At 68.1% G+C, this 23,005-nt stretch carries 27 protein-coding genes; 8 read left to right on the top strand and 19 right to left on the bottom strand.

Going from position 1 to position 23,005, the window contains the following annotated elements; genetic code table 11:
• Positions 1-10 precede the first annotated feature (10 nt).
• Genes mftC through mftA form a run of 3 tightly spaced genes read right to left on the bottom strand, consistent with a single transcriptional unit; the run spans position 11 to position 1,664 of the window.
• The gene (gene mftC / locus QM841_RS17590) at positions 11-1,228 is read right to left on the bottom strand and encodes a mycofactocin radical SAM maturase (RefSeq protein ID WP_283332944.1); all 1,218 of its coding nucleotides are present in this window, start codon (positions 1,226-1,228) and stop codon (positions 11-13) included.
• Between the two features lie 35 nt (positions 1,229-1,263).
• Positions 1,264-1,566: a mycofactocin biosynthesis chaperone MftB gene (gene mftB, locus QM841_RS17585; protein ID WP_080578158.1), complete on the bottom strand. Its 303-nt coding sequence runs from the start codon at positions 1,564-1,566 to the stop codon at positions 1,264-1,266.
• A gap of 2 nt (positions 1,567-1,568) precedes the next feature.
• Positions 1,569-1,664: a mycofactocin precursor MftA gene (gene mftA / locus QM841_RS17580; protein WP_005573048.1), complete on the bottom strand. Its 96-nt coding sequence runs from the start codon at positions 1,662-1,664 to the stop codon at positions 1,569-1,571.
• Between the two features lie 133 nt (positions 1,665-1,797).
• Between mftA and mftR the strand changes: the two genes are divergently transcribed.
• Positions 1,798-2,421 (top strand): mycofactocin system transcriptional regulator MftR, encoded by a 624-nt coding sequence (gene mftR, locus QM841_RS17575; RefSeq protein WP_005239471.1) that lies wholly within the window; start codon positions 1,798-1,800, stop codon positions 2,419-2,421.
• Positions 2,422-2,459: 38 nt separating this feature from the next.
• Complete coding sequence (gene mftM / locus QM841_RS17570; protein WP_283332943.1) at positions 2,460-3,284, top strand: mycofactocin oligosaccharide methyltransferase MftM; 825 nt, start codon at positions 2,460-2,462, stop codon at positions 3,282-3,284.
• Positions 3,285-3,289: 5 nt separating this feature from the next.
• Here mftM and QM841_RS17565 read toward each other — a convergent pair whose 3' ends face one another.
• Entirely contained in the window at positions 3,290-4,579 is a 1,290-nt protein-coding gene (locus tag QM841_RS17565; RefSeq protein WP_283332942.1) for an HNH endonuclease, read from the bottom strand.
• Between the two features lie 169 nt (positions 4,580-4,748).
• Complete coding sequence (locus tag QM841_RS43405; protein ID WP_477954066.1) at positions 4,749-4,853, bottom strand: DUF6226 family protein; 105 nt, start codon at positions 4,851-4,853, stop codon at positions 4,749-4,751.
• Positions 4,854-4,994: 141 nt separating this feature from the next.
• Between QM841_RS43405 and QM841_RS17560 the strand changes: the two genes are divergently transcribed.
• Positions 4,995-5,450 carry a hypothetical protein gene (locus tag QM841_RS17560; protein ID WP_283332941.1) on the top strand — a complete coding sequence of 152 codons (456 nt, stop codon included), beginning with the start codon at positions 4,995-4,997 and terminating at the stop codon, positions 5,448-5,450.
• Between the two features lie 20 nt (positions 5,451-5,470).
• On the opposite strand, the gene QM841_RS17555 is transcribed toward QM841_RS17560, so the two are convergent.
• Complete coding sequence (locus tag QM841_RS17555; protein WP_283332940.1) at positions 5,471-5,620, bottom strand: mycothiol transferase; 150 nt, start codon at positions 5,618-5,620, stop codon at positions 5,471-5,473.
• Positions 5,621-5,636: 16 nt separating this feature from the next.
• A complete protein-coding gene (locus QM841_RS17550) occupies positions 5,637-5,792 on the bottom strand; it encodes a DinB family protein (protein ID WP_283332939.1) in 156 nt (51 codons plus the stop codon).
• Between the two features lie 190 nt (positions 5,793-5,982).
• On the opposite strand from QM841_RS17550, the gene QM841_RS17545 reads away from it, so the two are divergent.
• Both QM841_RS17545 and QM841_RS17540 read left to right on the top strand, forming a co-directional pair.
• Entirely contained in the window at positions 5,983-6,285 is a 303-nt protein-coding gene (locus QM841_RS17545) for a putative quinol monooxygenase (RefSeq protein WP_283332938.1), read from the top strand.
• A 54-nt stretch (positions 6,286-6,339) separates the two neighbouring features.
• The gene (locus tag QM841_RS17540) at positions 6,340-6,912 is read left to right on the top strand and encodes a putative immunity protein (protein WP_283332937.1); all 573 of its coding nucleotides are present in this window, start codon (positions 6,340-6,342) and stop codon (positions 6,910-6,912) included.
• Here the strand turns inward: QM841_RS17540 and QM841_RS17535 are convergent.
• The 8 genes from QM841_RS17535 to mdo all read right to left on the bottom strand — a co-directional run bounded on the left by QM841_RS17535 (position 6,899) and on the right by mdo (position 16,947).
• Positions 6,899-8,563: an ABC transporter permease gene (locus QM841_RS17535; protein WP_283332936.1), complete on the bottom strand. Its 1,665-nt coding sequence runs from the start codon at positions 8,561-8,563 to the stop codon at positions 6,899-6,901. The two genes, QM841_RS17540 and QM841_RS17535, sit on opposite strands and share 14 nt — an antisense overlap.
• Positions 8,560-9,495, bottom strand: coding sequence for an ABC transporter ATP-binding protein (locus QM841_RS17530; protein WP_280783576.1), 936 nt, complete (start codon positions 9,493-9,495; stop codon positions 8,560-8,562). Before QM841_RS17530 ends, QM841_RS17535 begins: the two co-directional genes overlap by 4 nt.
• Before the next feature lie 70 nt (positions 9,496-9,565).
• Positions 9,566-10,252 carry a MadR family response regulator transcription factor gene (locus QM841_RS17525; protein WP_105412707.1) on the bottom strand — a complete coding sequence of 229 codons (687 nt, stop codon included), beginning with the start codon at positions 10,250-10,252 and terminating at the stop codon, positions 9,566-9,568.
• The gene (locus QM841_RS17520; RefSeq protein WP_280783575.1) at positions 10,249-11,589 is read right to left on the bottom strand and encodes a MadS family sensor histidine kinase; all 1,341 of its coding nucleotides are present in this window, start codon (positions 11,587-11,589) and stop codon (positions 10,249-10,251) included. Before QM841_RS17520 ends, QM841_RS17525 begins: the two co-directional genes overlap by 4 nt.
• A gap of 4 nt (positions 11,590-11,593) precedes the next feature.
• Positions 11,594-12,781 carry an iron-containing alcohol dehydrogenase gene (locus QM841_RS17515; RefSeq protein ID WP_349307408.1) on the bottom strand — a complete coding sequence of 396 codons (1,188 nt, stop codon included), beginning with the start codon at positions 12,779-12,781 and terminating at the stop codon, positions 11,594-11,596.
• A 139-nt stretch (positions 12,782-12,920) separates the two neighbouring features.
• On the bottom strand, positions 12,921-14,459 hold the full coding sequence (gene madC, locus QM841_RS17510) for a MadC family VWA domain-containing protein (protein WP_283332934.1): 1,539 nt from the start codon (positions 14,457-14,459) through the stop codon (positions 12,921-12,923).
• Between the two features lie 2 nt (positions 14,460-14,461).
• Entirely contained in the window at positions 14,462-15,568 is a 1,107-nt protein-coding gene (locus QM841_RS17505) for a MadB family AAA-type ATPase (RefSeq protein ID WP_280783572.1), read from the bottom strand.
• A gap of 107 nt (positions 15,569-15,675) precedes the next feature.
• On the bottom strand, positions 15,676-16,947 hold the full coding sequence (gene mdo, locus QM841_RS17500) for an NDMA-dependent methanol dehydrogenase (protein WP_005239439.1): 1,272 nt from the start codon (positions 16,945-16,947) through the stop codon (positions 15,676-15,678).
• A 322-nt stretch (positions 16,948-17,269) separates the two neighbouring features.
• Here mdo and QM841_RS17495 point away from each other — a divergent pair, with 322 nt between their 5' ends.
• Complete coding sequence (locus QM841_RS17495; RefSeq protein ID WP_283332933.1) at positions 17,270-18,325, top strand: ferredoxin--NADP reductase; 1,056 nt, start codon at positions 17,270-17,272, stop codon at positions 18,323-18,325.
• A 6-nt stretch (positions 18,326-18,331) separates the two neighbouring features.
• Here QM841_RS17495 and QM841_RS17490 read toward each other — a convergent pair whose 3' ends face one another.
• Both QM841_RS17490 and QM841_RS17485 read right to left on the bottom strand, forming a co-directional pair.
• Entirely contained in the window at positions 18,332-18,928 is a 597-nt protein-coding gene (locus QM841_RS17490; RefSeq protein ID WP_280783570.1) for a CHAP domain-containing protein, read from the bottom strand.
• Positions 18,929-18,953: 25 nt separating this feature from the next.
• Positions 18,954-19,682, bottom strand: coding sequence for a DNA alkylation repair protein (locus QM841_RS17485; RefSeq protein WP_283332932.1), 729 nt, complete (start codon positions 19,680-19,682; stop codon positions 18,954-18,956).
• A 174-nt stretch (positions 19,683-19,856) separates the two neighbouring features.
• Between QM841_RS17485 and QM841_RS17480 the strand changes: the two genes are divergently transcribed.
• Both QM841_RS17480 and QM841_RS17475 read left to right on the top strand, forming a co-directional pair.
• Positions 19,857-20,222 (top strand): SPW repeat domain-containing protein, encoded by a 366-nt coding sequence (locus QM841_RS17480; RefSeq protein WP_025432213.1) that lies wholly within the window; start codon positions 19,857-19,859, stop codon positions 20,220-20,222.
• A gap of 86 nt (positions 20,223-20,308) precedes the next feature.
• Positions 20,309-20,962: a TetR/AcrR family transcriptional regulator gene (locus QM841_RS17475; protein ID WP_283332931.1), complete on the top strand. Its 654-nt coding sequence runs from the start codon at positions 20,309-20,311 to the stop codon at positions 20,960-20,962.
• On the opposite strand, the gene QM841_RS17470 is transcribed toward QM841_RS17475, so the two are convergent.
• Both QM841_RS17470 and QM841_RS17465 read right to left on the bottom strand, forming a co-directional pair.
• Positions 20,950-21,723, bottom strand: coding sequence for a glutamate racemase (locus QM841_RS17470; RefSeq protein WP_283332930.1), 774 nt, complete (start codon positions 21,721-21,723; stop codon positions 20,950-20,952). The genes QM841_RS17475 and QM841_RS17470 overlap by 13 nt on opposite strands.
• Before the next feature lie 32 nt (positions 21,724-21,755).
• Positions 21,756-22,985 carry an NAD(P)/FAD-dependent oxidoreductase gene (locus QM841_RS17465; RefSeq protein WP_283333055.1) on the bottom strand — a complete coding sequence of 410 codons (1,230 nt, stop codon included), beginning with the start codon at positions 22,983-22,985 and terminating at the stop codon, positions 21,756-21,758.
• Positions 22,986-23,005 lie beyond the last annotated feature (20 nt).

Raw genomic sequence — 23,005 nt, 5'->3', positions numbered from 1 at the left:
GGCAGACGACTTACGTCTGGTCCATGCCCGCAAGCGGGTTCTCGTCACAAATCTTGGCCGGCGGACGCACCATCAGCGTCAACGGAACCGGCGCCCGCGGAGTCCGGCGCTGGCCGGTGCGGGAATGGTCGACACTGGATTTCGGGATCTCCCCCGCGGCAGCCAACGCCAATTCGCCGTTGCCGATCACACATTCGGGGTCCGGGCCGTCCATCGGCAGCCCGGTGAAGAACTTCGCGGCCATGCATCCGCCGCGGCAGGAGTCGTAGTGGTTGCACTTGCTGCACGCGCCGCCGGTCTGCGGGGACCGCAGCTCCTTAAACAGCTCCGACGTCTGCCACACCTGCTGGAAACCGCCGTCCGCCACGATGTTTCCCGCGAGGAACTGCTCGTGGATCGCGAACGGGCAGGCGTAGACGTCGCCGATCGGGTCGATCAGGCACACCACCCGTCCGGCGCCGCACAGGTTCAGACCGGGCAACGCATCGCCGTACGCGGACAGGTGGAAGAAGGAGTCGCCGGTGAGCACGCCCTCACCGTTGGCGACCAGCCAGTTGTACAGCTCGCGCTGCTGCGCCTGCGTGGGATGCAGTTCGTCCCACACGTCCGCGCCGCGCCCCGACGGTCGCAGCCGGGTGATGCGCAGGGTGGCGCCGTACTTGTCGGCGAGGGCCTTGAAGTCGTCGAGCTGGGACACGTTGTGCCGGGTGACCACCACGGAGATCTTGGCGTCCGTGAAACCCGCCTCGGACAGATTCTCGAGTGCCCGCACCGCCATCGCGAACGAACCCGGACCACGAACGGCGTCGTTGACCTCGGCCGTCGCACCGTCGAGGGAGATCTGCACGTCGACGTAGTCGCTGGCCGCGAGCCGGGCGGCGACCTTCTTGTCGATCTTCACCCCGTTCGTGGAGAACTTCACCCCCACCTGGTGGGCCGTCGCATAGTCGACCAGCTCCCAGAAGTCCGAGCGAACCGTCGGCTCACCGCCGCCGATGTTCACGTAGAAGACCTGCATACGCTGCAGTTCGTCGATGATCGACTTGCACTGCTCGGTGCTCAACTCCCGCGGGTCACGCCGGCCGGAGGAGGACAGACAGTGCACACACGACAGGTTGCACGCGTAGGTCAACTCCCAGGTGAGGCAGATCGGGGCGTCGAGACCGAGTTCGAACTGGTCGACGAGGCGGCCGACCGGAGCGGAAGGCCTTTCGAGCATGGAGGTCATGGGCTGTGTCCTCTGGTACGGGTGGAGAGAGCTGGTCAGGCGGGGACGATCATGTGCGACTCGGCCAACGTGCCGAGCGCTCGCGCATACTGCGCGGCAGTGTCGTCCCCGATACCCTGCGCCCGCAGTGCGGACCGGGCGTCGGCGTGTGAGGGAAGGGCTTCGACCACCGCGACGATCGTGCGGTTCTTCAGGAACGACAGCTTGCGCGTCCCGAAGTGGTAGAGCAGCGCCCCGAAAGGTTCGGGACGCAGCGCCACCTGCGGATGAAGCTTCCAGCCCACATCGAGATCGATACCGGCGTTGCCGGCCACTGAAGCAGAAGCTGGAGCGGACATGATCAGTACACGCCGCACATGCCGTCGATCGAGACCTCTTCCACCAGGGATTCCTCGACCAAGTCGTTTTCCAGCACGTTGTTGTCGCGATCCGACATGATTTCCTCCTACTGTTCGGTGATACGGCGCGAGCCGGAGGGATGTTCCCCGTCATAGGAGACCGTCCCTGTGACTCGCCTCACCACTGTAATGGCATCGAGTGCAGAATGACAGATCGGGAGGGGACGAAAATTGAGAAGTCGTCGAAAACCATCCAGTCGGATAGGGCGACGCCCGTCCACAACGCAGGATCGGATCAGCACCGTCGGGATCGAACTGTTCACGGAACAGGGGTTCGACGCCACCAGCGTCGACGAAGTCGCCGAAGCATCCGGAATCGCCCGGCGCACCCTCTTCCGCTACTTCCCGTCCAAGAACGCGATCCCGTGGGGAGACTTCGACGCACACCTCGCCGAAATGCGCGCCCAACTCGCAGCGCAACCCGACGACATCCCGATCGTCGACGGGCTCACCGCAGCACTCCTGCAATTCAACGCGTTTCCCGCGAGCGAGGAAATCAACCACCGCAAACGCATGGGGCTGATCCTGCGAGTCCCCGCCCTGCAGGCGTACTCGGTGGTGATGTACGAAGGGTGGCGCAACGTCATAGCCGAGTACGTCGCGAGCCGGCTCGGAACCTCACCGACCGACCACGTACCCCGGACCGTCGGCTATCTCCTACTCGGCGTTGCGATGTCGGCGTACGAGCAGTGGCTCGACGACGATTCGCTCGAACTGAACGAACTACTCGCCAGCGGAATGCAATCGCTCTACGATGGGCTCAGTTCCCTCGGCGAGCCCGACACCCGAACCTGACCCACTCCCGCCATCACCTCTCGGCAAGGTTGCCTCGAATGACTTCCACTCTCGACACGCCCCCTTTCGACTCCCTCGCACCGTGCGAATCCGGGCTGTGGTCACATGGTCACGTCACGGTCGAGCGGGTCGCGGCCGGGCCACTCACACTCACCCGTGACGGCGACCAGTTACGGGTGACGCACGCCCTGACACCCGAAGATCTGAGCGAACGACTCGTCGCCTCCGTCACCGCGTCCATCGAGGACGCCGACTTCGGTCAGGACGAATTCGAATCGACCATGGTCGGACTGGTCCGCTCCACCGTCGACGGTGCGCTCGAAGCGTGGACCGTCTACTACCGCAACTCCCTGAACGAACTGCTGGACGGCACCGCCGACTTCGCACCGATCCACGAGAAGGCGGAACAACTGGTCCGCGGTTCGGTTCTCGACCTCGGGTCGTGCTTCGGATTCCTTCCGCTCCGACTCGCCCGCGCCGGTCGGTCCGTCACGGCAACCGACATCCTGCCCGGCACCATGACCCTCCTCGACGCCGTGGCACCGGAACTCGGACTCGATCTGCGCACCCTCGTGTGCGACGCCGCGCACGTACCGGTTCCCGACAACAGCGCCGACACCGTCACCGCCATCCACCTCCTCGAACACGTGGACGAAAGCATCGGGGCCGCAGTGATATCCGAGGCCCTCCGCGTTGCCCGCGACAGGGTTGTCGTCGCCGTCCCCTACGAGGACGAGGCAACGGCCTGCCATGGACACATCCGCACCTTCGACACCCCGTCGCTCACGAAGCTCGGTGAATCGACGGGACGCCCGTTCGAGGTGTTCGAACACCACGGCGGCTGGCTCGTGATCGACGGCTGACCACCTCATGACGCCCACAGGTGTGCCGGGGTCGGGAGCGGCGGCGCGGTTGATCGGTAGTGGTGGCCTGTCGGAGTGCCCAGGTCGATGAGGTGGGTGCCGCCGGGGTTGTGTACGGGGCGGGCGGACCATCCGTCGCCTTCCTTCACATAGTTGCAGGCCTCGCAGAGGCCGGACCCGTTGTCCGCCGTCGTGGCACCGGATTCTCGGTGTGAGCGGATGTGGTCGCGGTGCCGGATCGGCGCATCGCACCACGGCGTGCGGCACGTCCGATCCCGCAGGTCGATCAGCTGTCGCAGACCCTTCGGGAACGTGCGGGACTGCGACTCCATCGCGGTCAACGACCCCGACTGCGGGCACGAATACACCCGCCGCAACGACGTCTCGGTGCCACCGTCGACGGCGTCGGCCACCAACTGCCGGGCAATCCCCGACGGCACCGGCCCGAACCCCTGCAAGTGCGCGGCCTCCTGCCCACCGGCCAGCAAGGTCTCGTCCGAGAGCACCAGATTCACCGCCACCGGCACACCCGCCGCCACCGATGCCCCGGTGCCGCGGTCGAACAACAGGTCCACCATCAGCTGATTGCGAGTCCGGCCGCCGCTGTTGCCGGTGGCGATCAGACTGTCCGCATCCCGACCCAGTGTGGTCTGCACACACACCGCCTGCTCGACGGGCATCAACACGCTCAAATAGGCCATCGAGTCCGGCGCAGGCCGTGTCGTGACCCGACGCTCGGACACCGCCTTGCGATGCCGGGCCACAACCGCCGCGGCGTCGAGTTCCACCGCCAACACCTTCGCCCGTGCGATCAGCCCGCGGTCGCCGACGCCGTCGAGAGTGGCCGGGTCCGAACACAACCGGCGGTCCGCGATCGCCCGATCCTTGGCTGACAGGCACGCTGTTTCCCGCACCAACAACGTGGCGCGCCATTCGTTCAACCGGCCCCACCGCAACATCGCCAGGGTGTGCGGCATCTCGTGCACCAACGCCTGAGCGAACCCGAGATGCCGACCGCCACGGTTCGGGGATTCCCTGCGCGCCAACGCAATCTGCGAGGCGATGCCGCGGTCCCACTCCGCCCGCGGCAACCCCCGAGCCCTGCGGTCCGCACGAATACTCGTGGCGACGCCGTCGGCGATCACCGCCTGCACCGCACATCCGACCGACTTCAACGTCTCGATCGCATCGAGCCACTCGATCCCCAACCCCGCGTCCCCACCCGCCTCGACACACCGCAGCCGCGCCGTGAACGCACGCAACTCATCCAGATCCGCTGCAATCGGAGCCCCCACAACCAACCTCCCCCAAGGTCGTTCGAAACTTTGTTCGATTCTATCAACCGAACGCGACCACAGCAATAGAAGGTTTCCGACAGGGCCGTCGAACAAATGGGCGTTCGACCACCTCCCGGTACCGAAACCGCGCGCGGGTCACGCGGCAGCGCCGGGCCCGGGAAGGACGTCAACAACGACATCGAACGATCAGGGCCTCGGCGGCCGGGATCAGCGAGGCGAACCGCTCCGGATTCGTCACCCGCCCATACGCGTCCTCCGGTGGGTCCTCCAAAACCTCGGTCCCTCTCGCCTCGGTCCGGCGCTCACGGTCGGCGCCACGACGGTTCAGCTAACGAAATCCGACGATGCAGCGACAGAAGCACCATGCGGACCCGATCGTCAGGCGGGGCCGCCGCACCCGAAGGAGTATCCGATGACCCACAGGATCCGCAGGTTCCTCGCCGGAGCGGCCGCGTCGTCCGCTCTTGCCGCCGCGGTGGTCGCGGTTGCCGCCGCTCCCGCGCAGGCCGAACCTTCGGCCGACTGTCACACCGGCACCACGCCTACATCGGGCACCTCGCACTGCACGGCGCAGGGCGTGCCCGATGGTATGACTGCGGTCCACATCGGGACCGTCGAGTGCTTCGGCCTGACGCCGCGAGCGATTCCGGGACCCGGGGGTGTCTCGCACATTCCGTGGATTCAGGGCTATCGCCGCGATGGCCTGTGGGTGCCGACGGGGACACCGTCGACCGGATCGTGCGTCGGCGGAATCGGCGCCCCGTGGTGGGAGGTCGGCGTCTCGACGGGCGCCTTCACTACGTGCGGCCTGCAGGAGGGGATCGTCACCTACGTCAGCGTCGGCTGCAATCCGATCCGCCCCCAGTAGGGCACACGGACCGCCAGCGATCACGGAATGCGGTCGGCGAGGATCTGCTCGCGCAGTATGTCGGCGTGACCGGCGTGCTGAGCGAGTTCACGCAGTACCTGCAGGTACAGGGCCCATACGGTGCGCTCGCCCCGGCCGTCGACTGTGTCGTCGAGCGCCAGACCGGCCATTGTCCGCCGGGATGCGTCACAGCGTTCGGTCTTTGACCAATCCGAGCAGCGTCGTCTTCGAGCGCACCAGACGCAGGCGCGCCTGCACGTCGTCCAGACTGCCGCGCAGAGCGGCCCGGTACTCGTCGGGTAGTTCGTCCAACCGGCCACGGAGATCGTCAGTCCACCCCATGCCCGGCATGGTAATCGCCCCCACGCGGCCGACATGTCACATCTGCTGTGGTGGGGAGACGACGACCGCGATGAGTTTCGCGCGCGCATGCTGTCTGTACTGGAGGAGAGGTGCTGTGGCGAAGACACGCCCCGGCTCGAATTTCACCCGCCCGGCTCGACAGGAAGATGCCTGGAAGAGGAGCGAACCCATGGTCATCGTCGCAGGACACATCACCGTCGCACCGCAGCAGCGCGAGTCCTATCTCGCAGGCTGCGTGAGGGTCGTCGAACAGGCACGCGGCGCAGCAGGCTGCCTCGACTTCGCCATCTCCGCCGACCTGGTCGACCCCGGTCGCATCAACGTCTTCGAGCGCTGGGAGTCGCAAGCGGCGGTCGACACTTTCCGCGGCAGCGGCCCGAGCGACGAGCAAGGCGCGGACATGCTGTCGGCGTCGGTAGCCGAGTACGACGTCGCCGGCGTGCGGGCCCTGTTCGGGGAAGACACAGCGTGAACGCGCGGCACGGCCCCGGCCCCGGCCCCGGCCCCGATGGTCGAAAATGTAGCCATGGCGGGGGAAGCGAACGAGATCGTTCTGAGCAAGCAGGAACTTCGTGAGGTCTCCGCGTTTGCTGCGCGGTGTGCGGAGGTGGTCCTCGAGATATTCGAGGACGATCAGCCGCACGACTCGCGGCCCCGAGACGCGATCACAGCTGCGTGGGAATTCGCGCGGGGTGGAGAACGCGGGAAGTCTCTGCGCGACACAGCGTGGGCCGCGCTCGCGGCAGCCAAGGGAACGAACACTGCGGCTGCGCGCGAGGCAGCGTGGGCAGCGATGTCTGCGGCAGGCGCCGCCTATCTGCATCCGTTGGCCAAGGCCACCCAGGTCAAACATATTCTCGGAGCAGGCGCCCACGCGGCCAGAGCCACCGAACTCGTCGCCGGTGACGATCGGACCGTCGGTGCCGGGCACGTCGAGCAAGCGGTGCTTCGCGCGACACCGGTCGTCGTCGATGTGCTCGAGCGCTTCCCCGCGGCACCGGGAGGCGGTGGACGGGTCGGTGAGTTGATCCGCATGCTGGACACCGACCTGCGGCGCCGACCGCCGACCCAGCCGCCCTCTGCCGCTACGAATTCGTGAGGTCGCGCCGACGGAACAGCACCACTCCGATGGCACCGACGACGACGGCGATCACCGCGAGCCAGGCCAGCGGAGTGGCCGTCACGTCCACGGCGGGAACAGGCGGGACGTGTGTGAACGGCGACAGATCGCGGACCGCCTGAGGCAGCCCGAGCAGTGATCCGAGGAAACCGAAGATCAGGCAGACCGCGAGCGCACCCCAGGAGAGCCCGGCCGACCAGGCGGGGATGCCGCCGAACGCCAACACCGCCAATGCCGCGACCACCCCGATCGCGGGTACGAAGACGAGGGCGGCCCCCGTGAGGTGCACGACCTTCCCCGGCGCGTCCTCGGTCACCAGACCGTACGCGAGCCCGGTCGCCGCCCCGGTCAGCGTCTGCAGGACCACGATGCCGACGGTGACCAGGCCGACGTGCGCCAGCATCCACCGCGGACGCGAGACCGCTGTCGCGAGAACGGGTTCGAGTCGCCCGGCCGACTCCTCACCGCGCATCCGCAGCAATGCCTGGACGGCGTAGCCTGCGACCGCGATCGCCATCATGCCGAAGATGGCGGCGAAGTAGGCGTCGACCATGTTCGTCGTGCCGCCGCCGAGCTGTTCCATCATGTCGGCCACCTGCTCGCCCTCGCCGAGGAAGTCGTCGATCTGGTCTGCGATCGCGCCGTACACCACGGCGAGGACGGCGATTCCGAATGCCCACCAGAACAGGATCGTCCGTTGTATCCGCCACGCGGATCCGACCGCCGTCGGCAGCGACCGGGAGGCGCGGGCGGGGCCCGGTCGGGTCGGCACGAGCCCCGAGCCGATATCGCGGTGCTCGGTGAGGGCGAAGGCGACCGAGCCGACCGCGAGTGCGAACACGGCGGGCAGAGCCAGAACCCACCAGGCGTTGTCGTCGTACGGACGGACCTGCTCGGCCCAGCCGATCGGCGACACCCACGTCGGCCAGCCGCTCACCACCCGCGTGCCGTTGTTCGTCACCGTGCCCGTCATGTCTCCCACCGCACGCAACAGGAATGCCACGCCCAGGGCGGCCCCGGCCAGTCCGTTGGCGGTGCGGGCACTGTCCGTCACCTGCGCCGTCACCGCGGCGATCGCCGCGAACGCGATACCGGCACCGGCGACGGCCGCGCCGAGCGCCACCGACCCGTCCAGTGGCAGACCCGCCGCCACCAGCACGACGACGTTGAGCAGTCCGAGAGCGAGGTTCGCACCGACCGCCACCGCCAGGGCAGCGGTGAGCAGTGCCTTCCGGCCCACCACGGCGGCCTCGACGAGTTCGGCGCGGCCGGTCTCCTCGTTCTGGCGGGTGTGCCGCACGACCAGCAGGGTGGTCATCAGGCCGGCGGCCAGCGACAGAGGCATGACGATCTGACAGGCGAGCACGGCGCCGGCGCTGTACCCCGACACGAGACCGTTGGTGGCCAGCGCGACCGGCGACGCCGCAGTGGCCATCGCGAAACTGCGCAGGTCGGGCTCCGTGGGATACAGGCCGAGCACGCTCGACGCCGAGAACGCCTGCAGCGCTGCGAGAGCGAGCAGCCACACCGGCAACTGGATGCGGTCGCGGCGCAGGGCGAGCCGCACGAGCCGGGCGGTTCCTGCAAACTGGCCGCGGCCCGCCGGCGCCGGCGCCGTCACCGTGCTCACGGCGTCCGCGTCCCCGACTCGGCCCGCCGATGGTTCTCGCCCTCTCTGGCCAGTTCGTCCCCGTAGTGCCGGAGGAACAACTCTTCCAGCGTCGGTGGTGTCGACGTCAGCGACGTGATCCCGAACGTCAGCAGGTGGCGCAGCACCCCGTCGATCGCGCTGGTGTCCACCTCGCACCGGGTGTGCAGGCCGTCGACTCGCACGTCGTACACCCCGTCGACGGCCTCGAGCCCGGTCACCGGCCGCTGCGTGTCGGCGGTGATCGACGTGCGCGTGAGGTGACGCAGTTCCGCGAGGGTGCCGGTCTCCACGGTTCGGCCCTCGCGGATGATGCTCACCCGATCGCACAGCGCCTCGACCTCCGCGAGGATGTGACTCGACAGCAGGACCGTCTTCCCCGCGTCGGACATTTCCTCGACGCAGTCCTGGAACACCGACTCCATCAACGGATCCAGCCCCGACGTGGGTTCGTCGAGCACGTACAGTTCGACGTCCGATGCGAACGCGGCCACCAGCGCGACCTTCTGCCGGTTGCCCTTCGAGTACGTGCGCGCCTTCTTCGTCGGATCGAGTTCGAATCGCTCGAGGAGTTCCGCGCGCCGCGGCTCGTCCAGCCCGCCGCGCAACCCCGCGAGGAGGTCGATCGCCTCTCCGCCGGTGAGGTTGGGCCACAGGTTCACGTCACCGGGAACGTAGGCGAGCCGCCGGTGCAACGACACGGAGTCGCGCCACGGGTCGCCGCCCAGGAGAGTGGCATTGCCCGAGTCCGCGCGCAGCAGGCCGAGCAGCACCCGGATGGTTGTCGACTTGCCGGACCCGTTGGGGCCGAGGAATCCGTGCACCTCCCCCGTCCCCACCTCGAGGTCGAGGCCGTCCAGTGCGCGGGTCGGCCCGAACGTCTTGACGAGATTCTCCACCGAGATCGCGGCCATGATGGGGACGCTACGCCGGTTCGCGGGTGGTCACGACGGGTTCCGCTGCCACCGCCGCGACGGGGCCGGATCAGATCAGACCGAGTTTGCCCGCCTCGTACACGGCCTCCGCACGGCGGCCGACGTCCAGTTTGCGCATGATGTTGCTGACGTGAAATTTCACCGTCGTAGCCGAGATGAACAGCCGCTCGCCGATTTTCGCATTCGACAGACCCTTGGCGAGGAGCTGCAGGACCTCGAGTTCACGCTCGGTGAGCCCGTCCCGCGGCGTCGTCTGCCCGTTGAGCGAGCGGATCACCGCCGACGCGCTGCGTGAATCGAATGCGCTCTCACCGCGGGACACCGCGCGGATGGCGCGTACCAGTTCGGTGGTGTCGACGTCCTTGACCACGTATCCGCGGGCGCCGGCGTGGATGGCGCGGACGACGAGTTGCTCGTCGAGGAACGTCGTGAGCACGAGCAGCCCCATCGTGCCGTCCGCGGCGGACAGCTGGGCGCACAGTGCCAGACCCTCGTAATCGGAGGCCGCCGACAGCTTCAGGTCCATCAGCACGACGTCCGGCGCGACGTCTCCGACGACGGCCAGCGCCTCCTGCATGGAGGACGCCTCCCCGACGACCTCGAGATCCGGCTCACGTTCGAGGACCGATCGCAGTCCCTGACGGAGAATCGCGTGGTCGTCGACGAGCACGAGCTTCACCACCGAGGTGGGGCGAGCGGACCCGGTCTGGTCACGCACCGCGGTTCGTATGGTCATCGGTCCACCTCACTGTCGGAATGTAACGGGATCCGGGCAGCAACCCGGACTCCGCCGATCCTGGCCCGCGCCACTTCGAGGGTGCCGCCCAATTCGGCTGCCCGGGCTTGCATGTTCGCCAACCCGCGGTGGTGCCCGTCGAGGTCGTTGTTCGCCGCCATCCGCAGCATCAGCCGCATCCGCTTGGGGTCTCCGTCTCCGTCGTCGGCGACGGAGAGCAGCACCGAATCGGCCGAATACGTGAGTCGGAGGACGGCGCGCGTCGCGTGGGCGTGGACGGCCGCGTTGAACAGCGCCTCGCCGGCGATCCTCAGCAGCGCGTGTTCCCGGTCGCTGGACAGCTCGGCGGGGGTGCCGCCGACGCGGACGGTGACCGCGAGCTCGTCGGGCATGTGCACGACCCCGAGTTGCTCGAGCATCTCGGGCAGGGACGTCCGGTCGGAACCCCCGGAGTGGTTGAGCGCGTAGATGGCCGAGCGCAACTGCTCCACGGCGCGGCGCGTCAACTCCTTGGCAAGGTCGAGCCTCTCGCTGCGCTCGTCATCCGGGACGCCGCTCCGGCACACCTCGATCTGCATGCCCGCCGACAGCACCGCCTGCGTGACACTGTCGTGGAGTTCGCGGGCAATCCGGTGCCGTTCCTCGTCGAGCACCTGGTGCCGGTGCGCCGCCCCGAGTTGACGCTGGGTGGATTCGAGTTCGGCGTTGCGCACCGCGAGATCGGAGGCGTTACGACGCGCCTCCGAGTACGCGTGCTCGGCCCGCTCGAGCAGCAGCTGGCCTCGCTGGTAGAGCGCCGAATTCTGCAGGGCCACGGCGGTCTGACTCGCGAGGATGCTGAGGACCGCGCCGTCGGTGGTGTCGAGTGTGCGGTGCTCGGCCGTCCAGGCCGCGAACGCTCCAACGACGCCACCCTCGAGGACGATCGGCACGAAAGCGTGGTGCGCGTCGATGACGGGGGCGCCTCCGGTGCGCGCGGACCGAATGTCGGCCAGACACGTCACGACCTCGTCCGGCAGCGGCGGGCCCTCGACGTTGTCGACGAGGAACGGCGTCGCGTCCGGCCCCAGGACCAGGCGGCGCGGGCCGGCGTCGGGCAGCATGCCGTCGGCGAGGGCGAACGCGATCCATCGCGCGTCCAGATGCGCCCGGGCCGCCTCGGCGACCGCGCAGATGAGGGTTTCGGGGCCCTCCACGGTGCGGACGAGGGCCCGCGAAATGAGTTCCAACGCGTGGACGACACGTTCGAGACGTTCTGCGGCGCCGCGATATTGGGGGTAGAACGTCGGCTTGCCGGACCGCAGTCCGGTGAGCGTCGACAGGTCCGGGGCGTTCATGCGCTCACAGCGCAGTCCGGAACAGCGCCACCATCTGCTCCTGGGTGGCCGTGCGCGGGTTGGTGGACATGCAGGCGTCGCGGAGCGCGAACTCGGCCAGGCGTGTCAGGTCGACTTCGCGAACTCCCAGCTGCCCCAGACCTTTCGGCACTCCGACCTCGCGGGCGAGGCGTTCCACCCGGTCCGCGACCGCGAGAGCGGCCTCCTCGGGTGTTCCGCGACGCTCCTCGAGACCGAGCGCCGCGGCGATGGCGACGAACGGGGTGGCGTCGTCGGTGGCGTTGAATCGGATGACGTGCGGGAGAAGGATGCCGTTGATGACACCGTGCGGCAGGTCGAGCAGTCCCCCGACCTGATGGCTCATCGCATGCGCGGCACCGAGGATCGCGTTGGTGAACGCGAGGCCGGCTTCGAGACTCGCCTGCGCCATGACGGCGCGCGACTCCATCTCCATCGGCTCCTCGATGGTGCGGACCAGGGTGTCGGTGACCAGCCCGACCGCGCGGAGCGCATGGTGGTCGGTGAGCGGGTTGTGCGCCAGCGACACGAACGCCTCGATGCCGTGAGTGAGGGCGTCCAGGCCGGTGGCGGCATTGAGCCAGTCCGGCATGGTGGTCAGCAGCCGGGGATCGATCACGGTCACGTCCGGCACGAGCGCGCGGCCGATGATGGTGATCTTGGTGCCCCGCCGCGTGTCCGTGACGATGCAGAACTGCGACACGTCGGCGCCCGTCCCCGACGTGGACGGCACCATCACCAGTGGCGGGATCGGACTGGTCGCCTGGTCGACTCCCTCGTAGTCGAGGATGTTGCCCCCGTTCGCGGCGAGCACCGCGATGCCCTTCGTCGCGTCGATGACGGAGCCTCCGCCCAGGGCGACGAGGACATCGCACTCGCCCTCGCGGTACGCGTCGTGCCCGGCCGCGATCTCGTGGTCCTTGGGGTTGGGCGTCAACGCGCTCCACACGACGGGGGTGAGGCCCTGCTCGCGCAGCTGTTCCTGAAGTTCGGCCGCCCAGCCGGCGTCGATCAGACCCGGATCGGTGACGAGCATCGGCCTCGATCCGCCGAGGCGGAGTACCGCGTGCGCGGCCTCGACCATGGACCCGATACCGAACACGATCTCGGGTGCATGGAATTTCACCAGCCTGCCCGGGGCGGTGGTGCGGGTGGGCGGATAGGACACGGACAAGTCGACACTCCTCCCGACACCTGCGTGCATGTGATCCAGATTACAAGACTCTGATCTAGACCCTACGGTCCGGGACGAGCCCCCACACCCGCCGAAGGACAGGTGCGGTACCTACCCGATCGGGTAGGTAGCAGGGATCTCACCGCAACGCGTGCCCCAGTTCGGCGGCGCGGGACATCAGCTGCGCGGCGTCCCGCGCGACGACGACACGGTCGCAGATGTCCGCGTACTCCGGCATCGCGCAGGACGCCTGGTTCCAGTACCGCTCGGGTTCCGGGGTGATCCACGCCAGCCGGTGCACCTTGCGACGCAGTTCGGCGAACTCGTCGACACCCGGGGGCAAGCCGTTGCACCGCCCGTCGCCGACGACGACCACCGAGGTTCGGGAGTTCACATCGGTGCCGAACTCGGTCAGCACGTCGGCGAACACCCGGCCGTAGTCGCTGCTCGCCTCCAGGTCGATGCGCGGGTCGGCGAGCACCGACGCGAGCGCGTCGTCGTCGGTCCCGGCGAGGAGGGTGTCCGTGACGTCGACGGGCCGGTCCACGAACGCCAGGACCTGGCAGCGGCTCGCTCGACGGTGCATGGCCTGCGCCAGCCGGAGGGTGAAGGCGGTGACGGGTCGTACCGACAGCGACACGTCCGCGAGGATCAGCACCCGCACCCGGTCCGGGCGGGGCGCCTTCACCATGAGGTGGAAGGGTATGCCCTCGGTCCGCAGGCTCGCGCGCACGGTCCGTCGCATGTCCAGCCGGCCCCGCGCGAGTTCGCGCGGCCGGGGGCGCGAAGGCCCGCGCATCCGCCGAAGCACCTCGTAGCACGCCTGATTCACTTCGGCGCGGGTCGTGGCCGCCACCGTGCCGCTCGTGGTCTCCGGTCCCTTTTCGGGTCCGGCGGTCAGGTCCCGGGCGTCCGCCAGCGCGCCGACGAAGGCCTCGACCGCCTCCGCCAGCCGGTTCAACTGGGCCGCGGTGAGTGGTTCGGCCCCATCGGAATCGGCGTAGACCCTGCTCGGGTCGTAGGCGTCGAGCCACGCGAGGATCGATTCCGGGTCGTCCCAGGACAACGATCCGACGACGGCACCGCTCGTCGACGACGCCAGGTCACCGACGGCGGTGCTCGCCGCCCGCTCGACCTCCACCGTGTAGGTGACACCGCGTCGTCCGGATTCGGCTTCCGAATCGACGGACAGATCCGCGTCGCTCGACGTCATGCTGACATCGTCGTCGTCCTTGTGGGGGTTGAAACCCTTCTGCGCCTCGGGGGTGTCGAAGTGGTCGCCCACTTCGGCGGCACGCTCGTTGTATTCGGCGTACCGCGCCGTCTCCGCGTTGTCCGCGACCTCCAGCGCGGTGGGCAGGCCCTCCGCGAACTCGGTCCGGGACGGTGCACGCGCGTCGTCGGGTGCCGCGACGGCGACCGATTCGAAGAACACGTCGAAGGCGCGGTCGAAACCCGCCTGCTCGTACGTGTACTTCGCGCACACCGCACGCAGCGACGCCCTCAGCGTGGGCAGGTCGCGGCCGCCGATCAAGCCGAACACCCGGCGGACCTCGATGACCTCGGCCGGGGACGCGGCGACGCCGTAGCGGCGCAACAGCTTTCCGAAGGACGCCGCGAGCACGTCGAGGAGTTGCGCGGACAGGGACGGGGAGGGGCCGGGCTGCGGGCGGAGCATCGTCAGCGCCTGCCCTGCCGACCCGCGCCGATGCCGCCGCGGTCGCGACCACCGTGCCCGCGGAACACCGCGGTGGTGGTGTTGGCCGGCCGCGATGCGACCGTCACCCGCTCCACAGGCCCGGCCGGAGCGGTTTCGCCGTCGTCCGCCGGGAACGGCTGTTCGCCGGAGAGCCGGGTGCGGACCAGTTCGACGTCGCTGGTGTATTTGAGCAGGGCGGTGAGCAGGATGTCACGGACCGCGGCCTGCGAACTCACGGCCACTCCCGTCGATTTCAGAACCACCGCCGCACGGGCCGCGTCGATGACCTCCGCGATGGACGGACTCTTGCGGAGCGGCAACTGCCGCAACGTGCGAGCCAGATCCACCACGTCCGCCGCGACGGCCTCCTCGACCTCGGGGGCCTTGGCCGTCACGATGTCGCGCTCACGCTGTGGTGTCGGATAGCCGAGGTGGTAGTGCAGGCACCGACGCTTGAGTGCGGGTGACAGTTCGCGAGTGTCGTTGGACGTCAGGATCACCCACGGCGCCGACCGCGCGGTGAACGTCCCCACTTCGGGGATGGTGACCTGCCCCTCCGCGAGAACTTCGAGGAGCAACGCCTCCATCGACTCCTCGGTGCGGTCCACCTCGTCGACGAGCAGCACCACCGGTTCCGGCGACAGGATCGCCTCGAGCAGCGGACGGACCGACAGGAACTTCTCGGAGTACAACCCGAAATCCTGCGCAGCCAGGAACTGCGACGCCTCGGCGACGTCGTCGAACGCGGCCATCTTCTCGCCGATGCGGTCGCGCAACATCTGCACGTGCAGAAGCTGTTTCGCGTAGTCCCACTCGTACAGGGCCCGGTTGTCGTCGAGACCTTCGTAGCACTGCAGCCGAACGAGCTTCCGCCCCGACGCCTCGGCCAGCGACTTCGCCAGCTCCGTCTTGCCGACACCGGCAGGCCCCTCCAGCAACAGCGGACGTTCGAGGGCGGTCGCCAGGTGGACGACCACCGCGAACTCGTCGTCGGCGATGTAGTCGACCTCGCGCAACGCTTCCTTCAGTTCCGCGCCGTCGGCGAAGCGGATGTCCACCGGTTCGGGGGCTGTGTGCGGTGCAGTCATGATCGGGGCGTCCGTCCTTCGTCAGCGGTGTGGTGGTGGGAACGCATCCGGGGCGGGGCCGGGCTGGGGTGTGGCTCCCGCCCCGGACGCGAGTTTCGGTGGGTCGGTCAGTACGCGCTGTTGATCGCGTGATCGACCACGGGGAGCATCGATTCGACCGTCACCTCGCGCGGGTTGCCCGGTGTGCACCAGTCGCCCTGGATGTGCTCGGAGATGGCCCGCACGGTCTTCTCGTCGCCCCGGATGGTGTCACCGCGACCCTCGTACTTCTTGGTGTTCATCTGGTTCTTGTCGTACGAGTCGGTGCGCACCTGACCGAAGTTGTCCGGAATGCCGACGTCCTTCGCCAGGCGGATGGCCGCCTCGACCGCCGCGTCCGCGGCCTGCACCGTGGTGAGGTTGCGGGTGTCGACCCCCAGCGCTCCGGCCAGCTGGGCGTAGCGCTCGTACCGCGACGGCAGGTTGTACTCCCAGACGCGGGGCAGGGCGATGGCGTTGTTCAGGCCGTGGTGGCTGTCGAAGAATGCGCTGACCGCGTGCGAGATGGAGTGCACGATGCCGAGGCCGCCGGAGTTGAATGCCTGGCCGGCGATGTACTGCGCGTTCATCATTCCCTCGCGGGCCTTCAGGTTGCGCGGCTCGAACACGGCCTCCCGCAGGTTCTTCGCGACCAGTTCCACCGAGTACAGCGCGTTGCCGAGCGACGGCGCGAAGTCGAGACGCGACACGTACGGCTCACTGCCGTGCGCGAGGACGTCGAATCCGCAGTACGCCGTGAAGTGCTGGGGGCAGGTGTAGTACAGCAGCGGGTCGTCGATGGCGAGGGTCACGATGGTCGCCTCGTCGAATCCCACCCACTTGTGCGGGTTGTTCATGTCCGACGTGTCGGTGATGACGTACGCCCACGACGTCTCCGAACCCGTACCGGCCGTGGTGGATACGGCGATGTGGGGCGGGTTCTCCTTGTTGGTGGACTTCGCGAATCCCTCGAACTCGTTGATGTTGCGGCCGTCGTGCGCGACCACCACACGGGCGCCCTTGGCTGCGTCGTGGCTCGAGCCGCCGCCGACGGAGATGATCGAGTCGCACTTCTCCTTCTGGTAGAGCGCGGCTGCCTCCATGACGTTGTAGTCCTTGGGGTTGGACTCGACCTTGTCGTAGAGCACGACCTCGACGCCCTGGTACTCGATCTTGCCGACCAGTTCCTCGATGATGCCCGAGCCGCGCAGGCCCGTGGTCATGAGCAGGGTCCGCTTGAATCCGAGGTTCTTCGCCTCGACGCCGATGATGTCGTGGGCGCCCACTCCCATCAGTGCCCGCGGGAACGGGTGGAATTCCTTGATGGGGAAGTCCCAGATCTGGTTGAGCTCGATGGCCATGGCCGTCTCCTCGATTAGTCGATGTCGGATCTGAAGCGTTGCGGAAGGGGACGCAATTGCTGTGATCGGCGTCTCACCTGGAACCCACTGTGACCTAGTTCGGGCCCCGGTTACAGGCCTGCGGGGCCGAACCGTCCGACCGCGGCGCACAAACTGCCCGAACGGGCAGGTACGGCCGGGCCGAGCCGGAGTGGGCGGCACTCGATAGGCTGTCCCCTTCATGCGGAGTCCACCCGCTAGGCAAAAACTAGAACCTGTTCTATATTTGGAGCAGGCAAGCGAGCGTTCCGGCGCTGCGGAGTACGGAAGGACTGCACACACGATGACGACTGTCGAGGTGCCGCACAGCTCACGATCGGTGGTGCTCACCGTGTCGGGCGTGGTCGAGGAAACCCCCGACTCCCTGTCACTGGTCTTCGACGTTCCGGCAGACCTCGCCGACAAGTTCGCCTACAAGCCGGGCCAGTTCCTCACCCTGCGCATCCCCAGCGACCGCACGGGATCGGTCGCCCGGTGCTACTCGCTGGCCAGCTCACCGTTCACCGACGACGCCCCCAAGGTGACCGTCAAGCGGACCGCCGAGGGCTACGGGTCCAACTGGCTCTGCGACAACGTCGCCGTCGGCGACACCCTCGAGGTCCTCCCCCCGTCGGGTGTGTTCACCCCCAAGTCACTGGACCACGACTTCCTGCTGTTCGCGGCAGGCAGCGGCATCACCCCGGTGATCTCGATCCTCAAGTCCGCGCTCACCGAGGGTTCCGGCAAGGTCGTGCTCTTCTACGCCAACCGCGACGAGAAGTCGGTCATCTTCGCCGAGGAACTCCGCACACTCGCGAGCCGGTACCCGTCACGGCTCGTGTCCATCCACTGGCTCGAGACGGTCCAGGGACTGCCGAGCGTCGATCAGCTCGCCTCCGCCGTCGCGCCCTACCTCGGGCACGAAGCGTTCATGTGCGGACCGGCGCCGTTCATGGACACCATCCACAAGGCCCTCGCCGACGCCGGGATGCCGCGCAGCCAGGTGCACGCCGAAGTGTTCAACTCGCTGGCCGGCGACCCGTTCCGTGACGCCGACGTCGTGGAGGTCACCGAGGACGAGGCCGCCGACGCCGCCACCGTGGAAGTCGAGCTCGACGGCGAGATCCACAACCTCAGCTGGCCCCGCAAACAGACCCTCGTCGACATCATGCTGGCCAAGGGAATCGACGTCCCCTACTCCTGCCAGGAGGGCGAGTGCGGGTCCTGTGCGTGCACCGTGCTCGAAGGCAAGGTCGAGATGGAGAACAGCGAAATCCTCGACCCCGAGGACATCGAGAGCGGTTACATCCTGGGCTGCCAGGCCCGTCCGGTCACCGATCACCTCAAGATCGAATTCTGACTCCGCTCACCCGAGCCGGCCGAAGCCGACGACGGCGGAGTCGCTCGACCAGTCCACTGTGTGGACGCGGATACGGCCGAACTCGTTGCCGCCGACCGTCGTAGCGGTGTCCCCGTCGACGGCGACGACGACGTTGGTGTGCTGGCCGACCCAGCTGCTGTTGTCGTAGAGCACCACGTCCCCGACGGTCGGGCGATATCCGCCACCGACCTCCTCGAACCGCGACTGCGATTCGTAGTACTCCTGCAACGTGTAGACCCCGGGAATCCGCCAGTGCCCGGAATTCGGATTCGACAGTGGCCGGCCGGCTTCCCGCATGATCCAGCTGACGAAGTCCGCGCACCAGGGCTCTTCGACCCCTTCGGAGTAGAACGTGCCCGGCCGCTGCCTGTCGTGTTCGGCCTCGAGCAACCCGACGATCCGTGCCTGCTGCGGCGACAACGCGGTCGTGTCGACGGCCGGGAATTCCGCGGTGTCCCAGGGCAGGTAGCGGTCCGGCGCCAGCCACAACACGCCTCCCGCCACGACGACCATCGCAGCGACGACGGCGCCGAGAATCACCCCGGCACGTCGGCGGCGGCGAGTGGGCGCGGGAGCAGTCATGCCACCGAATGTAGCGGGTATCCCGTCACCGCATCGCGCGGTAGCCCGCGCGCTCCTCGGCGGTCAGATGCTCGCACGCGTACGTCAGCGCGGTGCGGCCCATCGCCGCAACGTGTCGGTCGAGGAAACCGGTGAGCAGGTCGCGGTCGACCCGCTTACCGACCTCGCGCAGCATCCAGCCCGTCGCCTTCTGCGTGAGGTCGCGGCGATCACCGAGAACACGCTCTGCGACCTCCAGCGTCGTGGAGGCGTCACCCCGGCGGATGAAACCGAACGTAGTGAGCAGCGCCACGCGGCGCCGCCAGAGGTCGTCGTCCGCGGCCAGCGCGAACACCGGGTCCCGCGGCCGGTCGTACAGCCACGCGCCCAGGATCCGGTCGGCGGACGAATCCACCAGATCCCAGTTGTTCACCCGCCCCCGCAGCACCAGGTCGAGGTAGAAGGACGCGATCTTCTCGCGCAGGGCGTCGTCGCCTGCCTTCGCCGCCCGGTCGAACTGCGTCGCGAGCACCAGCAGCCCCGCCAGTCGATGCTCGTGCACCGGACTGTCGAGGAGCACCGTCACCTCCGGAAGGTCCAGATCGGCGTGAGCACGAACCACGCTGCGCGTCCCGGGAACCCGCACACCGATGAAGACGTCGCCCTCCCCGTATTCCCCCGGACCGGTCTTGAAGAACCGTGCCAGATTGACGGCGTCGGCCTCGTCCGACAACTCGTCGAGTGCGCGCTTCACGTCGTCCGCGGTGGAAGTCACGAAGGCACTGTCCCACAGGTGACCGACAGTCGCCGCGACAGTGCGGGCGAAGATCACGAAACATACTCTGACCTGCAGTTTGCGTTATCCGACTGCAATGATCCAGGTATTGATCGGTCGGTCAATCAGGCGTGTACTCGAGGTGGACACAATCCATTTTCGAGGAGGCTGGACATGAGATCGTGGAGTCGTATGCAAGATGTGGTGGCGATCGTGATCGGAGCCTTCGCGGCGCTCTCGCCGTTGTGGCTCGACACCAACAACGCCGCGATGTGGTCACTCATCGTGCTCGGTGTACTCGTGGCCCTCTCCGGTCTCGTCCATATGAGCCGCCCGGAGATGACTGTGGCCGAGTACGCGATGGCCGTCTTCGGAGTGCTGTTGTTCCTCTCCCCGTGGGTGATGAACTTCGACGCATTCACGGGCGCGTCGTGGACCGCATGGGTCGTCGGTGTCCTGGCAGTCGTCGTGGCTGTCACCGGGTTGCCGATGATGAGTTCCCGGATGCACGGACACGGAGGGCTGGCGACACATCACTGATCCGTCGACCACAGCACCGAGAACATCGATTGGGGCGGGGCACAGGCTTACGGCCTGTGCCCCGCCGTTCACGTCCGGAAAGGCCCATGCCAACACCCCATCTCGGTAAGCCCGGTGGCCCCCAACCGCGGAAAGGCCGGCGGCGGCGCAGCGCGAAGATCGACGGCGACGCCCGGGAACTGATTCTCGACGCTGCCGAATCCCTCATCGCCGTACACGGATTCGATGCCACGTCCACCGCATCGATCGCCGCTGCCGCGCACGTCCCGAAAGGATTGGTGTTCTACTACTTCCCCTCCAAGACCGACATCCTTCTGGCGCTGCTGTCCGAAAGGCTGCCGACTGAACCCTTCGGCGACGTGGGCCCCCTGGTGACCCCGGGTGACCCCGCCGCCAGCCTCGTCAACCTCGACAACGCGCTGAATCTGCGCGACCACCACTCATCGGTGATGCGCGTGATCATCTGGCGCGAGGCCGAGACCCACCCGGACGTCCGTGCGCACCTGCGGCGGTTCCGCGACTACCTCAGCGACATCACCGAGCGTCTCCTTCAGGCCAGTTCGCCCTACCCCGTGCAACCCGGAACTCTCCGGGCCTGCGCGACGGCGTGGGTGGCCGCGATGTTCTCCGTGGCCGGCAACGACCGCCTCCACGACCTCGACGACCTGCCGCGACGGCACGGCGAGGAACTCGGCAACGTCGCACGCGTCGTGGCGGCCGGGATGGTTCAGCTCGGCTGAGAACGCCCCGCCGCCAACAGCTGACCGGCGGGGAACGCCTCGGCGCTCGCGGGCAGCCGCCCGGGCCTGCCGCTGAGGAAGACCTCGACGGTGCCCTCCCCCGCGCTCGGGCGGTTCAACGCATCGATGCGACGGAGAGTCTGCGTCGCCACCGCCTCTGCGCTGTCGAACAACCGCACCCCGGCGGGGAGCTGCGCCGCGATCTCGTCGGCCATCAACGGATAGTGGGTGCAGCCCAGCACCACCCCGCCCACATCGTCGGGTGTGCGCTCCACGGCCGAGGCGATGGCAGCGAAGGCCGCGTCCCGCTCGCCGCGGTCGATCGCCTCGGCGAGGCCGTGGCACGCGACACCCACGACGGAACTGCCGTTTCCGAACTTCGCGATCAGATCCGCCTGATACCGGCTCGCCGTCGTTGCCGCGGTCGCCCAGACGGCCACCGACTCACACGCGGCAGCCGCCGGTTTGATCGCCGGAACCGTGCCGACGACAGGAACTGCCGGTCCGACGAACTCCCGGACGTGGTCGAGCGCGGTGACGCTCGCCGTGTTGCACGGCAGCACGATCACCTCGGCTCCGCGGTCGAGGCAGCGCTGCGCGGTCGCGAGAACGCGGTCGATCACCCACTGCTCCGGCTTGGGACCCCATGGAGCCCCGTCCGGATCCAGAGCGAGGATCAGATCCAGGTCGGGTCGCAACTTACGCAGCCACGCCGACGTCGGCAGCATGCCGAGACCCGAGTCGATGAGCGCAACAATCACCCGGAGAATCTATCGCGCCCCCGCCCGGCCGCCTACGCCGACGCGGCCTCGAGGACCTCGCCGATCGGAGTTCCCGCCGCGATCTTGCCCCGCATCTTCATGACGCCCCCCGCCATTCCACCGCCGACGACACCGGCCAGGATGCCGTCCCGCTCGTAGTAGGCGAGGAACTTGCGGCCGTCGTCCTTGATCACGTGCACCTCGTCGGTGGCCGCCACCGTGCCCAGTGCCTGGATCTTGATGTCGTACTGGTCGCTCCAGAAGTACGGCACCTGAGCGGCGGCGTTCTCGTCGCCGGTCCCGGTCAACGCCCCGGCGAGGATCTTGGCCTGCTCACCGGCATTGCTCCAGTGCTCGACGCGTTTGCGACCGCCCACCCGCAGCTGCCACGCGGCCACGTCGCCGACCGCCCACACGTGCGGGACCGCCGTGCGTCCGACGCCGTCGCACACCACACCGTTGTCCAGTTCGACGCCGGAGCCGTCGAGCCACGCGGTGACCGGCACCGAGCCGACACCGATCGCCACGACGTCGACCTCCACCTCGGTTCCGTCGCCGAGGACGGCTCCGGTGACTCGGTCGGTGCCCACCAGCGACGTGAGCCCGACACCGGCCCGCAGGTCGACCCCCTCGCCGGTGTGCAGCCGGGCGACGAGTCCGCCGATCTTCTCGCCGAGCACGGACGCGAGCGGCGTCGGCTGCGGCTCCACCAGCACCACGTCGAGACCACCGGCCCGCATGCTCGCCGCCAGCTCGCAGCCGATGAACCCCGCCCCGACGATCAGTGCGCGCTTGCCCTCGGCGAGGTCCGCGCGCAACGCCAGGCTCTCGTCGATGGATCGGAGAACGTGGACGCCCGCGAGGTCCGGGAGACCCGGTATCCGCCGCGGCACGAGGCCGGTGGCGATCACCAGTTCGTCGTAGCCGAGTTCGCTGCCGTCGGCGAGTCTCAGGATGCGGGATCCGGTGTCCACCGCGACCGCCTCGACACCCAGACGCAACTGGATGTTCTTCTCGTCGAAGAACTCACGCGGCTTGAGCGTGGTGTCGCTCGTCTCCCCGCGCATCACTTCCTTCGACAGCGGTGGACGGTCGTAGGGAAGGTGCGGTTCACCGCCGAGAAGAACCAGGTCACCCACGTATCCGGCCCGCCGGAGCTCCTCGGCGGTGCGCAGACCTGCCAGGCCCGCTCCCACGATCACAATTCTCTGCACTGTTCCCGTACCCGCCCAATCTGCCCCTGCGACGAACATGACCGCCATCACATCTCTGGCACAAGTCA

Source organism: Rhodococcus sp. IEGM 1307 (assembly GCF_030056915.1).
Taxonomy (GTDB): Bacteria; Actinomycetota; Actinomycetes; order Mycobacteriales; family Mycobacteriaceae; genus Rhodococcus_F; species Rhodococcus_F opacus_D.
The sequence above is the reverse complement of the archived record's forward strand: the minus strand, read 5'-3'. Positions and strand labels throughout refer to the sequence as shown.

What these genes read in the sequence shown, in the direction of transcription:
- QM841_RS17550 (WP_283332939.1), bottom strand. Translation starts at nt 5,792, where the DNA reads ATGGGGTGGACTGACGATCTCCGTGGCCGGTTGGACGAACTACCCGAC.
- QM841_RS17480 (WP_025432213.1), top strand. Translation starts at nt 19,857, where the DNA reads ATGAGATCGTGGAGTCGTATGCAAGATGTGGTGGCGATCGTGATCGGA.
- mftM (WP_283332943.1), top strand. Translation starts at nt 2,460, where the DNA reads ATGACTTCCACTCTCGACACGCCCCCTTTCGACTCCCTCGCACCGTGC.
- mftA (WP_005573048.1), bottom strand. Translation starts at nt 1,664, where the DNA reads ATGTCGGATCGCGACAACAACGTGCTGGAAAACGACTTGGTCGAGGAA.
- QM841_RS17525 (WP_105412707.1), bottom strand. Translation starts at nt 10,252, where the DNA reads ATGACCATACGAACCGCGGTGCGTGACCAGACCGGGTCCGCTCGCCCC.
- QM841_RS17555 (WP_283332940.1), bottom strand. Translation starts at nt 5,620, where the DNA reads ATGGCCGGTCTGGCGCTCGACGACACAGTCGACGGCCGGGGCGAGCGC.
- mftC (WP_283332944.1), bottom strand. Translation starts at nt 1,228, where the DNA reads ATGACCTCCATGCTCGAAAGGCCTTCCGCTCCGGTCGGCCGCCTCGTC.
- QM841_RS17475 (WP_283332931.1), top strand. Translation starts at nt 20,309, where the DNA reads ATGCCAACACCCCATCTCGGTAAGCCCGGTGGCCCCCAACCGCGGAAA.
- mdo (WP_005239439.1), bottom strand. Translation starts at nt 16,947, where the DNA reads ATGGCCATCGAGCTCAACCAGATCTGGGACTTCCCCATCAAGGAATTC.
- QM841_RS17520 (WP_280783575.1), bottom strand. Translation starts at nt 11,589, where the DNA reads ATGAACGCCCCGGACCTGTCGACGCTCACCGGACTGCGGTCCGGCAAG.
- QM841_RS17560 (WP_283332941.1), top strand. Translation starts at nt 4,995, where the DNA reads ATGACCCACAGGATCCGCAGGTTCCTCGCCGGAGCGGCCGCGTCGTCC.
- QM841_RS17495 (WP_283332933.1), top strand. Translation starts at nt 17,270, where the DNA reads ATGACGACTGTCGAGGTGCCGCACAGCTCACGATCGGTGGTGCTCACC.
- QM841_RS17465 (WP_283333055.1), bottom strand. Translation starts at nt 22,985, where the DNA reads ATGGCGGTCATGTTCGTCGCAGGGGCAGATTGGGCGGGTACGGGAACA.
- QM841_RS17530 (WP_280783576.1), bottom strand. Translation starts at nt 9,495, where the DNA reads ATGGCCGCGATCTCGGTGGAGAATCTCGTCAAGACGTTCGGGCCGACC.
- QM841_RS17505 (WP_280783572.1), bottom strand. Translation starts at nt 15,568, where the DNA reads ATGACTGCACCGCACACAGCCCCCGAACCGGTGGACATCCGCTTCGCC.
- QM841_RS17490 (WP_280783570.1), bottom strand. Translation starts at nt 18,928, where the DNA reads ATGACTGCTCCCGCGCCCACTCGCCGCCGCCGACGTGCCGGGGTGATT.
- QM841_RS17540 (WP_283332937.1), top strand. Translation starts at nt 6,340, where the DNA reads ATGGCGGGGGAAGCGAACGAGATCGTTCTGAGCAAGCAGGAACTTCGT.
- mftB (WP_080578158.1), bottom strand. Translation starts at nt 1,566, where the DNA reads ATGTCCGCTCCAGCTTCTGCTTCAGTGGCCGGCAACGCCGGTATCGAT.
- QM841_RS17545 (WP_283332938.1), top strand. Translation starts at nt 5,983, where the DNA reads ATGGTCATCGTCGCAGGACACATCACCGTCGCACCGCAGCAGCGCGAG.
- madC (WP_283332934.1), bottom strand. Translation starts at nt 14,459, where the DNA reads ATGCTCCGCCCGCAGCCCGGCCCCTCCCCGTCCCTGTCCGCGCAACTC.